The sequence below is a fragment of the Rhizobium sp. rho-13.1 genome, assembly GCF_007000305.1.
Classification (GTDB): Bacteria; Pseudomonadota; Alphaproteobacteria; order Rhizobiales; family Rhizobiaceae; genus Rhizobium; species Rhizobium rhododendri.
In genome coordinates this window covers 12,640-25,074 of record NZ_SCFL01000022.1, presented here as the reverse complement: position 1 = coordinate 25,074, position 12,435 = coordinate 12,640, and the positions used below count along the sequence as shown (strand labels likewise).

The 12,435-nt window shown below is 59.2% G+C and carries 11 protein-coding genes; 9 read left to right on the top strand and 2 right to left on the bottom strand.

Features of this window, described 5'->3' with window-relative positions; translation table 11 throughout:
• The first annotated feature begins 168 nt into the window (after positions 1-168).
• Both EQW76_RS25935 and EQW76_RS25930 read left to right on the top strand, forming a co-directional pair.
• Positions 169-435 (top strand): hypothetical protein, encoded by a 267-nt coding sequence (locus tag EQW76_RS25935; RefSeq protein WP_142832133.1) that lies wholly within the window; start codon positions 169-171, stop codon positions 433-435.
• Positions 436-461: 26 nt separating this feature from the next.
• Complete coding sequence (locus tag EQW76_RS25930; protein ID WP_142832132.1) at positions 462-1,253, top strand: hypothetical protein; 792 nt, start codon at positions 462-464, stop codon at positions 1,251-1,253.
• Positions 1,254-1,289: 36 nt separating this feature from the next.
• On the opposite strand, the gene EQW76_RS25925 is transcribed toward EQW76_RS25930, so the two are convergent.
• Positions 1,290-2,678: an ATP-binding protein gene (locus EQW76_RS25925; RefSeq protein WP_142832130.1), complete on the bottom strand. Its 1,389-nt coding sequence runs from the start codon at positions 2,676-2,678 to the stop codon at positions 1,290-1,292.
• Positions 2,665-3,348 carry a response regulator transcription factor gene (locus EQW76_RS25920; protein ID WP_142832129.1) on the bottom strand — a complete coding sequence of 228 codons (684 nt, stop codon included), beginning with the start codon at positions 3,346-3,348 and terminating at the stop codon, positions 2,665-2,667. The genes EQW76_RS25925 and EQW76_RS25920 overlap by 14 nt, the downstream gene beginning before the upstream one ends.
• Before the next feature lie 127 nt (positions 3,349-3,475).
• Here EQW76_RS25920 and EQW76_RS25915 point away from each other — a divergent pair, with 127 nt between their 5' ends.
• From EQW76_RS25915 to EQW76_RS25885, 7 genes are all read left to right on the top strand, one after another.
• Entirely contained in the window at positions 3,476-4,189 is a 714-nt protein-coding gene (locus EQW76_RS25915; RefSeq protein WP_142832127.1) for a response regulator transcription factor, read from the top strand.
• Positions 4,190-4,292: 103 nt separating this feature from the next.
• Positions 4,293-5,510 carry an efflux RND transporter periplasmic adaptor subunit gene (locus EQW76_RS25910; RefSeq protein WP_142832125.1) on the top strand — a complete coding sequence of 406 codons (1,218 nt, stop codon included), beginning with the start codon at positions 4,293-4,295 and terminating at the stop codon, positions 5,508-5,510.
• The gene (locus EQW76_RS25905; protein ID WP_142832123.1) at positions 5,507-8,593 is read left to right on the top strand and encodes an efflux RND transporter permease subunit; all 3,087 of its coding nucleotides are present in this window, start codon (positions 5,507-5,509) and stop codon (positions 8,591-8,593) included. Before EQW76_RS25910 ends, EQW76_RS25905 begins: the two co-directional genes overlap by 4 nt.
• Before the next feature lie 169 nt (positions 8,594-8,762).
• Entirely contained in the window at positions 8,763-9,140 is a 378-nt protein-coding gene (locus tag EQW76_RS25900) for a hypothetical protein (protein WP_202617220.1), read from the top strand.
• 157 nt (positions 9,141-9,297) lie between these two features.
• A complete protein-coding gene (locus EQW76_RS25895) occupies positions 9,298-10,065 on the top strand; it encodes a hypothetical protein (protein ID WP_202617219.1) in 768 nt (255 codons plus the stop codon).
• Positions 10,066-10,649: 584 nt separating this feature from the next.
• Complete coding sequence (locus EQW76_RS25890; protein WP_142832121.1) at positions 10,650-12,017, top strand: glycosyltransferase family 39 protein; 1,368 nt, start codon at positions 10,650-10,652, stop codon at positions 12,015-12,017.
• Between the two features lie 10 nt (positions 12,018-12,027).
• Complete coding sequence (locus EQW76_RS25885) at positions 12,028-12,417, top strand: hypothetical protein (protein WP_161991020.1); 390 nt, start codon at positions 12,028-12,030, stop codon at positions 12,415-12,417.
• Positions 12,418-12,435 lie beyond the last annotated feature (18 nt).

Sequence of the window (12,435 nt, the reverse complement as noted above, 5' to 3'; positions counted from 1 at the left end):
CGCACCTTACAGATTCGTAAGATACGCCTCTGGTTTGCCTTACGAAACCGTATTGTGGCGGACAGAAGGTCGTATGCGCAACCCAGTATAGCTTGATCTGCCGCCGATCAGAAATCGCATCGTGCGGAAGATCAATCACCGCCAAGTCGGTCATTCGGAGCTATTCACATGAGAACATTAATTGCCGCTTCCCTTTTTAATGTCGTTGCCCTGGCCGGCTTCGTTGCTCTTGCCATTCCTACCCACGCCGCTTCGGTGCCCTGCGAGGAAATGCTGAAGGACATGCGGGCGACCAAGGCCTCCGCAAAACTGAGCGATGCCGACAAGACGAAGGTCGACGATCTTGAGGCAAAGGCCGTCGAGCGTTGCAATGCGGACGATGACACCCGGTCCGACAAGTTTCTGTCGGAAGCCATGAAGATCATGGGCAAGTGACGAACGCAGCGGCCAGGAGAGACGTCATGAAAACACTTACCCTCATGGGCCCGGCGGAAGCGCTTAACCGTGTCCCGCGCGTCACCGTCGATTTCTGGCTCATCAAGTTGATGGCCGTGACGATGGGTGAAACGGCCGCCGACTATCTCGCCGTCAACCTTGGGCTGGGCTTGACTGTGACGACGCTGATCATGGCTGGTCTTCTCTTCGTCGGCTTGCAGATCCAGTACGCCCAGAAGCGCTATATTCCATACGTATACTGGACGGCGGTGGTGATGATCAGCATTGTCGGGACTTTGGTCACTGACAACCTCGTCGACAATTTGGGCATCCCCCTGTTTGCGACGGTGATCGGGTTCACCATCGCCTTAGCCCTGACGTTTGTTGTCTGGAGGGTGCGGGAGGGCACGCTTTCGATCCATTCGATCTCGACTGACAGGCGGGAGATCTTCTACTGGTTGGCTATCCTTTTCACCTTTGCACTTGGTACGGCCGTCGGCGATTGGATCGCCGAGGTGATGGGCCTTGGCTATGTGACGACGGGAATTCTGTTCGGCGTGATCATTGGCGCTATTGGCCTTGCCTACCGGTATCTGAAGCTCGACGCCGTCGTCGCGTTCTGGCTCGCCTACATCCTCACCAGACCGCTTGGCGCATCGTTGGGGGACTATCTGTCTCAGCCTATGGAGTATGGCGGACTTGGGCTGGGAACGATCTACACCAGCCTGCTGTTCCTCGCGGTGATCGTGCTCATCGTGGTCTATATGACGGCCCGATACGCTTCCGAGGCTGACATGGAGCAGAAAGCGTCAATTTAAAGTCGATCTTCCTCCATTTTGGAACATCGACGCTAGCTAGTAAGCAAACCGCGCATCAATGAGCTTTGGAGTCAGCATTGGTATCACGAGCACGATTCGGCTTCCCTGGGCGGGCTGCTCTATTCCCAGTGCCATGCCATGCAGCCGGGCTATAGCCGATACAAGGCTGAGGCCCAGACCGTTGCCGGGCGTATGTCGGCTCGGCTCGGCTCGGTGGAAGCGGCGCAAAACGGCTTCCGCTTCGGTGGGCGGAATTCCGCATCCGGTGTCTTCGACGATCAGACGGATCGCACCATCGATCTTCTCGAGTGTGACCGTCGCCCGTCCGCCAGCCGGGGTGAACTTGATGGCATTGTCGATCAGGTTGCCAATGGCCTCGAACAGCAGATTGGAATCACCCGACAGAGTGACGGCTGATCCGAGATGATTGCGGTAGGAAAGCGCGACATCGCGTTCCTCGGCGAAAGGCTCGTAGAACTCCATTGCGTCCTGTGCGATCGCCGCCAGATCGACGGGAAGAAACCCGGACCGCCGTATCCCGTCCTCGACTTCCGAAATTCGCAACAGTGCGCTGAATGTCTTTAAAATGCCCTGCAGCTCGACCACGGCCTCGTCTACATATCGTCCGTAGTCCTCGACGGTCACGGCGCGCCGGCGTGCCCGTTCCAGGCCAGCCAGCATGCGGGTCAACGGCGTGCGCATGTCATGGGCGATATTGTCGCAGACGCCTTTGACCTCATGCATGAGATGCTCGATCTCCTCCAGCATGTCGTTAACGACCGCAGCCAACCGGTCGATATCGCCACCGGCTCGGCCTGTCGGCAAGCGCTGCGCCAGATCACCATTCATGATCATCCGGGCGCTGCGGGTGATGCCCTCTATGCGTCGGATTGAGCCTGCTCCGACGAAGGCCGCTCCGAACAATCCCAAGACCGCTGTTACCACAGCGCCAAGCAACATGGCGTTCGCAAGCAATTCGTTGAATTCGTGCTGTTCGGCGACGCCTTGAGCAATCAGCAGTTGCTCGCCGTTTCTAAGCCGCCGGACCACCCCGCGAAACGGCAGACGACGGTCGCCGACGCGAACCTTGAAGTCGAACGGTGTCGTCGCGGCCGCCGCGTTGGGGGGCAGGGGTATGTCGCTGCCGGCCAGCAGTTTTCCGTTCTCGTCGAACAGTGCAAAGGAGCGCTCGAGACTGAGGCCGTTCGCTAGACGCGCGACCAGTCTTGTCCGGATGACATCCGGCGGCACATCCTGCAGCCCGGACACCTCCCGTAGCAGCCACTCATCCGTCCTTTGCGCGATGAAGTCGGAGGTTTGCCAGGCGACAAAGACAAACAGACTCGTCGCCGCAATACTGAACAAGACAAGGAATGTCAGCGCTAATCGGAAGCTGGTTGTGCGGAGGAGGTCAAACAGCCGCATCGAGCACATATCCTGATCCGCGCATCGTCCTGATCATCGGCGGCAGGCCCGCCAGGTCGACTTTCTTGCGCAATTTGCTGATATGGACGTCGATGACGTTGGTGGGCTCGTCGTAGCGATAATTCCAGACCTCCTCGAACAGCATGGTCCGGGTGACGACCTGGCCCGAATGGCGCATCAGATATTGCAGCAGCTTCATCTCCCTTGGCAGCAGATCGAGCAATCGTCCCGCCCGCCTGACAACATGGTTCAGAAGGTCGACTTCGAGATCGCCGACCTTCAGCACGGTTGCCTGGGCGACGCTGTAGCGGCGGCGGACGAGGACATCGATCCTCGCGGTCAGTTCGAGCGCCTCGAAGGGCTTTGTCAGATAGTCGTCGCCGCCCGCCTTCAACCCCCGGATGCGTTCGTCGACTGCCGATAGCGCACTGAGGATCAACACGGGTGTCTGAACACCCGCCGTCCTCAGGGTCGCCAGCAATCCCAAGCCGTCCGGGCTGCCCGGCAACATTCGGTCCAGGACGATGGCATCAAAATTTTCAGAGACGGCTTTCACCAGTCCCTCGCGTCCGTCGTGCGAACAGGCGACCTCGCAGCCATTGTCGACCAAAGCCGCTTCGATCTCGGCAGCGGTCTTCACATCGTCCTCGATCACCAAGATTCTCGACACATTTTCTCCAAGGAGCAAGCCTTATACGGATGGCATATGGTCAGATTGCTGTGCGACCTTATATGTGCGAAGACTAATCGGGTTTCGCCCAAACGTGAAAATTTTTTAATCTAACGGTTGGGATGCCATGCGGGTGCTAGTCGTAGAGGACGATGATAAGACCGCTCACTACCTTGTACGGGGTTTGTCGGAGGCCGGAATCGTCATCGACCGCGCCGCGGATGGCGAACTCGGCCTGGCACTCGCCAGCGAAGACATCTATGACGCGTTGATCGTCGACCGCCTGCTGCCGAAGATGAGCGGCATCGATCTGGTCCTGGCCCTTCGCTGTCAGCAAAACCCGGTGCCGATCCTGATGCTGAGCGCGCTCGGCAATCCGCTCGATCGGGTGGAAGGTCTTCGCGCCGGCTGCGACGACTACCTCGCCAAGCCTTATGCCTTCGGCGAGCTGATGGCGCGGCTGCAGTCCATCGCGCGGCGGCATGACGGTGCCGCGCACGGGGCGGTGCTGATGGCCGGCGATCTCACCCTCGATATCCAGCAGCGGATCGCTATGCGGGCCGGAGGGGCTATCTCGCTGCAGTTTCGCGAATGTCTGCTTCTACAGACGCTGATGCGGCATGCCAATGCGGTCGTCACCCGTTCCATGCTGCTGGAGGCGGCCTGGGACTATGCCTTCGAGCCGCGCGGCAACATCATCGACATGCACATCCATCGGCTCCGCCGCAAGATCGACCATGGCCATGCCTTCGACTTGATCCGAACGATACCGGGTGTCGGTTACCGGCTGGCCACGGGGCCGGAGAGGGCGCAGCCTGCCGGCAAGACAGCGGCTCCTTAAACTTTTTTTCATCTTCGCGCGATTTGCCGTCCATGCGCCGGCCCGCACTGTGATGCTGCGATGCACCAATCCGTATCGCCAAGTCCAGTTGAGCGAGCGCCCCATGAATCATGATGCAATTCCGACGAAACCCGCCGTTGACACAAACCCGCGCCGCCCGCGGGACAGGGCCATCCTTGGCAGCCTCGCATTCCTGCTGGTTGCCGGAACCGCCGTTTCGGTCTTCTGGCCGGCACAGAAGAGCGTGTCGGCACAATCGCCCAAGGCCGCTGCCGCAGCGATACCGGTGGACACCGCGTCCGTGACGACGCAGGACCTGCCCATCGAGCGGTCCGGCCTCGGCGTGGTGACGCCGCTGACCGCCGTCGACGTCAAGGTGCGTATCGATGGGCAGCTGCAAAAGGTGCTGTTTTCCGAGGGCCAGACCGTCCATGCCGGCGATGCCATTGCCCAGATCGATCCGCGCCCCTATGACGCCGCCCTGGCGCAGGCGCAGGCGAGCCTGCAGAAGGACATGGCCCAGCTCGCCAGCAACAAGCTTGACGAGGCGAGGGCCAGGCGCCTGACCACCTCGGGCGGCGGCACGACCCAAGCCGCCGATCTGGCCACGGCCCAGGTCGCGGTCCTCCAGGCGACGGTCGATGGCGATCAGGCGGCGGTGGATATCGCCAAGCTGAACCTCAGCTTTGCCACGGTCACCGCGCCGATCTCCGGGCGTGCGGGTCTGCGAACCGCCGAACAGGGGGCAATCGTCCACAGCAGCGATACGGCCGGCATCGTGACGATCACCCAGATGCATCCGATTGTGGTCGAGTTCACGCTGCCGCAGGACGAGGTCCCGGCCTTAGTCGATGGCCAGTCCGAAGGCGTTCTGGCGGTTTCCGTCGACAGCCGCGATGGCTCCAAGCATCTGGGGGACGGCAGACTTTCGGTGATCGACAGCCAGGTCGACACCACGACCGGCATGATCAAACTCAAGGCCGAGTTTGCCAACGGCAATCTTGCCCTGTGGCCGGGCGAACTGGTGACTGCGCGGATTGTGCTGAGAACGGAAAAGAACCAGACGGTCGTGCCATCGGCGGCCATCCAGAACGGCCAGACCGGACCCTATGTTTTCGTCATGAAGCCGGATCAAACCGTGGCCACGTCATCGGTCAAGACCGGACCGGTGGTCGACGGCATGACGAGCTTGCTCTCCGGCGCGGCACCTGGGGACAAAGTTGTCATTTCCGGCCAATCGAGGCTCACGGACGGAACGAAGATCGCACCGAAGTTAGCGGTTCCGCAAAAGGTCGCCAGCGCCGGGGAGATCGCTCAATGAGCATTTCCGAGGTCTTTATTCGCCGCCGCGTCGGTACGTGCCTGCTGGCGCTCGGCATGATTTTGTTAGGCTCTGTCGCCTATTCGAAACTGCCCGTCGCCTCGCTGCCGCAAGTCGATTTTCCGACGATCGAGATATCAGCGACATTGCCGGGGGCTAGCGCCGATACGATGGCAACGTCTGTTGCTACCCCGCTGGAAAACCAGCTCTCGACCGTCTCCGGCGTGTCGCAGATGACCTCGACGAGTTCGTCCGGCCGCACCAGCATCACCATGCAGTTCGATCTCAACCGCGACCTGACCAGTGCCGCCCAGGACGTGCAGGCGGCGATCAGCGCCGCCAGCGGCCAGCTGCCGAAGGATCTACCAAGCGCACCGACATTCCACAAAACCAACCCTGCGGAAGTAACCTTCCTGACCTTGGCGCTGACATCTGACCGGCTACCGCTGACGGAACTTGATCACTACGCCGAAGACATCATCGCGCAGCAAATATCGCAGATGAGCGGCGTTGGGCTTGTCGACTATCACGGGCCGCAGCGCCCTTCGATCCGCCTTCGTCTCGATCCGGACAAGCTCGCGTCGCGTGGGCTGACGCTTGAGGACGTTCGCACGATCGTTGGAACGCAGACCCTGAACGCGCCGAAGGGATCTGTGTCCGGCGACGGTCGCACAACGGTTCTTGACGCCACTGACCAGATTGTCGACGTCCCGGCCTATCAATCGATGGTGGTCGCCTACCGCAACGGCGCCCCGATCTATGTCAAGGATCTTGGAACGGTGATCACCGGGCCAGTGGACACGCACCAGGCGGCCTGGCTGCAGGACCGCCGCTCGGTCATGCTCGACATCCACAAGATGGCCGGGTCCAACATTCTCAGCACGACGCAGGCCATCAAGGACCGGCTTTCGGCGCTTCAAGCGGCGCTGCCTGCGGGCATCACGCTTTCCGTCGTCGGCGACCGCACCCAGATCATCACCTCCTCCGTCTCCGACGTGCAGATGACCATGCTGATCACCATCGGCCTCGTAGTGATGGTCATCTTCGCCTTCCTGCGCAATGTCTGGGCGACCGTCATTCCCGCCGTGACGATTCCGCTGTCACTGGTCGGCACTTTCGCGGTCATGTACCTGCTGGGCTACAGCCTCGACAACCTGTCGCTGATGGGGCTGACCATCGCCGTCGGCTTCGTCGTCGATGACGCGATCGTCGTGATCGAAAATATCGTCCGGCATCTGGAGCAGGGAAAGTCCAAGCTGCAGGCGGCGATCGAAGGCGCGAGGGAGGTCAATTTCACCATCATCTCGATGACCATCTCGCTGATCGCGGTGTTCATTCCGATCCTGCTGATGGGCGGTATCGTTGGCCGGCTTTTCCGGGAGTTCGCCGTCACTGTCAGCGTCGCCATCCTGGTGTCTGGTCTGGTGTCGCTGACGGTGACGCCGATGCTGTGCGTCTGGCTGATCAGGCACGATCACCAGCAGACGCATGGCAGGCTCTATCTGTGGTCGGAGCGCTTCTTGGACGCCTGCACGCGGGGATACGGACATTGCCTGGACATCGTGCTCCGCCATCGCCTGCCCACCCTGTTCGTGGCATTCGCAACGCTTGCCGCGACGCTCTGGCTGTATACGTCGATGCCCAAGGGCTTTTTGCCGCAGCAGGACACCGGCTACATCCAGGCGCAGGCGCAGGCGGCCACCGACATTTCCTTCGAGGCGATGTCTAAGAATATGCAGGCACTCGGCAAGATCATCACCGTTGATCCGGCCGTCGAGAACGTTGCCTACTGGATCAATCCGAGCCCGTCGGCCGCCGTCGGTCAGGTGCAGATCGACCTCAAGCAGTTTGGCACACGAAGCCCGGCCGCCGACGTGATGGCGCGGCTGAAGAAGGCGACCGCCAATCTCGAGGGCCTAACGATCGGCATGCAGGTGCGTCAGGACATCCAGGTCGGCGGGCGGTCCTCGGCCTCGCAGTATCAGTATACGTTGCAGGACCCGGACGCAGCCGAACTCGACAAATGGGCGGCGGTCATGGGCAAGACGATGGCCGCCCTGCCGGAATTGCAGGACGTCATCTCCGACAAGCAGACGGCGGCGACCAGCGTGACGCTCGACATCGACCGCACCACGGCCTCGCGGCTTGGCGTCGATGCCGAAACCATCGACAACACGCTCTACGACGCCTTCGGCCAGCGGCAGGTTGCCACCCTGTTTACCCAAGTCAGCCAGTATCACGTCGTCATGGAGGTCGACCCACGCTTTGCCCTGACGACGGAGGCGCTCAGCCATCTCTACGTCCGCTCGTCGACGACCGACAAGCTCATTCCCTTGAGCATTCTCGGGACATTGAGAAATGGCGTCACGCCCGTATCGGTCAATCACCAGGGATCGATGCCCGCCACGACGCTGTCGTTCAATTTAAAGCCGGGCTTCGCGCTAAGTGATGCCGTGACGTCCATCCACGCGGCGGAGGTGTCCGTCGGAATGCCCGTTACCGTGATCGGTACGTTCCAGGGAACGGCGCAGGCTTTCCAGGACTCCATGGCAAGCGAGCCCTATCTGATCTTGGCCGCCGTCATCGCCGTCTATATCGTTCTCGGCGTGCTCTACGAAAGCGCGATCCACCCGCTCACGATCATATCGACACTGCCGTCCGCCGGTCTCGGCGCGCTGCTTGCCCTAAAATTGTTCGGCCAGGACCTTTCTATCATGGGCATGATCGGCATCATCCTCCTGATCGGTATCGTCAAGAAGAACGCCATCATGATGATCGACTTCGCGCTGGAAGCCGAGCGGCATCAAGGGATGAGCCCGGCAGAGGCGATCCGCCAAGCTTGCCTGCTGCGCTTCCGGCCGATCATGATGACTACCCTTGCGGCGCTCCTCGGTGCATTACCACTGGCGATTGGGAACGGTCCGGGCTCGGAACTTCGAGTACCGCTTGGCATCGCCATTGTCGGTGGCCTAATCGTGTCGCAGATACTGACGCTGTTCACAACGCCGGTCATCTACCTGATGCTGGGAAAGCTGGCGCAAAGAACTAGCAGGGAGCCGTCCAAGGCGGCCATGGCCCACTGAGGGTCGACGGTCCGCCTACCGCTGCTGCGGCGCGATAGAGACGCCATCCTTCGAGCGTCTCTATCGACATTACCAAATGGTATGGCGCGAGCGAGGTGTCTGTAAGCAAACCGCTTCATTGTGCACTGCAGCGTGGCGCCCTTGCTGCGCGGTTCAACACGAGGCGACGATGAAAAAACTGATGCTGATCCTCTCTATCCTGGTGCCTCCGGCGCTGATGGCGACCTCTCTGCTGGTACCCGCATTTGCTGCAACACAAAGTGGACTTGGCGATCTCTCGGCCTTCGAATCAATTGCGGCCGATACGCTTCGTCTCGTGAAAGCGGGCGACCTGGGCGGTGCAAAAAATCGCATCACTGACTTTGAGACAGCCTGGGACGCTACCGAACCAAAACTGTATGCAGCAGACAAGCAACGCTGGGGCGTAATCGACGATGCAGCCGACGGCGCGATCTCTTCGCTGCGCAAGGGAAAGCCCGACGTACACAATGTGGAATCTGCGCTATTTAAGCTCATGAATACATTAGGAACCTCCGCTTCCAAATAGCGGAGAATTCCTTGGAGAGAGGAACGCGTTCACTCATTGCATGGCATGAGGCCCGGCGAACGCGAGGATACGCAAGCCGTTAAGTTCGTCCGCAACAACGGGCGCCCCGCTCAACAACCGTGATTGACGGGCCTCCGTCCATAATGAAAGCTCACCAATGAATAAGTTAGGCGCGATAAATAAGATCGCCGAAATTACTGTCTTTTTCTGGGTTGCTAAAATCGTCGCAACCACGCTTGGCGAAACGGCAGGCGATTTCATCTCTCAGACACTGAACCTCGGTTACGTCGTAGGCCTTTTGATAACAGGGGTGCTGCTAATCGCTATCCTCGTTTTTCAGGTTAGATCAACGGTTTTTCACTCCGGTCTGTTCTGGGCAGCAATCGTCGCCACGACGACCGCTGGAACCGAGGTTTCAGACATGATGGATAGGACCTTTGGACTGGGGTATGTCGCCGGATCCTGTGTTCTTGTCGTAGGTCTCGGACTATCTCTTGCCGTCTGGTACTACCGCAAGGGAAACTTGGCTGTCGTTCCGATCGCGGACCGTGACACCGAGATTATGTTTTGGATTGCTGTGATATTTTCAAACAGCCTGGGCACAGCGTTTGGCGATGCGCTCGTAGATTTTATTGGCTTGAGCTATATGCAAGGCGCACTGGTTACCTCTGGGGTGATCGCGCTCGTTCTCATGCTGCATTACTTTACAAAGATGAACGAGGTCTCTCTTTTCTGGGCGGCATTTGTTTTCACGCGGCCTTTCGGCGCAACCTTCGGCGATTTCTTGACGAAGCCACTTGAAAAAGGTGGTCTGGAACTGGGCACTTGGCAGGCCTCAGCGGTATCGACAGCATTGCTGATCGTCGTTGCCTGGCTTTCTACCAGGTGGCGAACAGATAGGGACCCAGCCAGGCAGGGGTCTTGACCTATTCAGCATCGAATTTCGTCGAACGCGTGCAGGAGAGCGGTATCATGCCCACTGAAAGTCGCACTCGTTCGACATTCATTGGGCCGTCGAGGTGAGTTCAGGCGACTGTCAGCTTGTCCCGACATTACGAAATACACCACGGGCTAAAGGCATTCGCATAATTGTGACGGAGTGCCCTGCCTCGGGATAGGTCGACACACCCTGTGAGGGGTAGGAATCACCGAGCATTCTACGAAACTGGACACCTCAGAGAGCCCCGCAGGTCAGAACGATCAAAATTACAACCCAGTACACGGTAAACCAATCATCGTTCGAGCCAACCATTGGCTGACGTGCGCCGCAACGACGCTGTTTTCGGCGCATTCATTCAGAGAATTGTTGATGAATATAAATGTCCAAGATATGGCCGGCTTTAGGATTGATGAACACTCGGGCAGGTCAGTACGCCACTTACTTTGGGTAACGTTGACAGCCCTAGCGATCGATGTCCTAATCTTCGAGATACTATTCGAGTTTGGTGTTGGTTTCCTGCCTGCGTTGACGATTAGTTTCGTCTGTTCCTCCGTCTTCAGCTATGTCGTTTGCTCGCAGGCGCCAGCCACTCCGCGGTCTCCAGGAGCCAAGGTCTCGGCAGAAGCCGTGCGCTTCATCGCCATCTGCCTTCTTGGTTTCTGACTGCGAGGAGGCGTCCTTTCGGATGCGAGTCAATTCCTGCACTGGCCACCGCTAGCATCGATTGTCGCCGGGGCGGGCGCATCGGCTATCGTGAGCTATCTGGGGGGCGATTTTTTGTTTTTCAAACTTCTTCGGATTCTCTGTCAGCCGATCGCTGGCGGCTGGCCGCCTTCGGCATAGTCGGCTATATGCTGGCCTTGCGGCTGGCCTACCTTGGGCTTTTGAACCTTCTCCCGGAAGAAGCCTATTATTGGAATTTTTCACAGCACGTCGATATTGGCTACCTCGATCACCCGCCGATGGCCGCATGGACGATCTGGCTCGGCACCAACCTGTTCGGTAACACCGCATTCGGGGTCCGAATCCGAGCCTACCTTTCGTGGATCGCAGTAGCCTTCTTCCTCTACCGGTTCACTGCCAACCTGTTCGGCAAATCCACGGCCATCATTTGCATCGTTCTCACTGCCACGCTCCCCGTTTTTTTCTACACGGGCTTCATAATGACGCCCGACGTGCCTCTGACGGTCGCCTGGGCTGGTGCCGTCTATTTCCTAGAGCGTGCTCTTATCGCCGACAGGCAGCAGGCCTGGTGGGGCGTCGGAATTTGCGCCGGCCTTGGAATGGTTTCCAAATACACGATCGCGCTTCTTGGTCCCGCAGCGCTGATCTTTCTCGTCCTCGACCCCCCGGCGCGCCGCTGGCTCAGGAAGCCCGAGCCCTATGTTGCCGCCATCCTCGCCTTGGCACTGTTTTCTCCCGTGATCTACTGGAACGCCATTCATGGGTGGGCTTCATTTGCGTTTCAGAGCACCCAGCGGCTGGAAGACCCTGCAAAGTTTTCAACGCCGTCTTTGGTGGCAAGCGCTGCACTCTTGCTGACACCGCTTGGGCTGATCTCCGCGCTAGGCGTCTTCGTATCACGTCGCCGCCGGTCCGTTCTCGCCCCGATCGCCGACGTCCAAGCTCGCAGAAAGCTGCTCTTCATCACGGTGTTCACCGCAGCACCTTTGTCCGTCTTCTTGGCATTCAGCTTCGTGCATCAGGTCAAGCTCGACTGGACAGGCCCCGTCTGGTTGGCGATTCTGCCGGCCATAGCCGCCATGATCTTCCAGTCGGGCCAGCGTTCCAAGTTCGAGGTCGCGATCAACAGGCTGTGTAGGAACGCTGGCGATTTACGCGGTTTTTCTCCACTACATGGTCGTCGGGCTGCCACTTGTCGGTCATCTCGGGAACATCCGCACGCTTCCCGTCGCTTGGGACGCGTTCGGCCATAAGGTCGGCCTCGTGCAGCAGGCTGTCGAGAAGGAAACGGGACAAAGCGTGCTGCTTGCAGGAATGGACAAGTACTTCGTCGCCAGCGAGATTGCATTCTACAACCGCCAGGGTCCCGATGTCATTCAGAAATCGGTGGGTGCCGGTCCGTTTGGAAACGACAGCCTGATGTACGGCTATTGGTACAAGCCTGCCGATATGCAAGGACGGACGATCATCTTGTTCGGGGTGAAAAGCGGGGACGTCGAACAACAGGACCTCGGACGCTATTTCGATCGGCTGACGGATATCAGGAGCCAAACCGTCAGGAAGAATGGAGCTTCTATCGGCCAGTTCTACTACCGGGTCGGTTACGGATATCGGGATTGCTCTGTGGTGCTGATCTCATGCTCGACCAAGTGACACCGTGGCTGTTAGTTT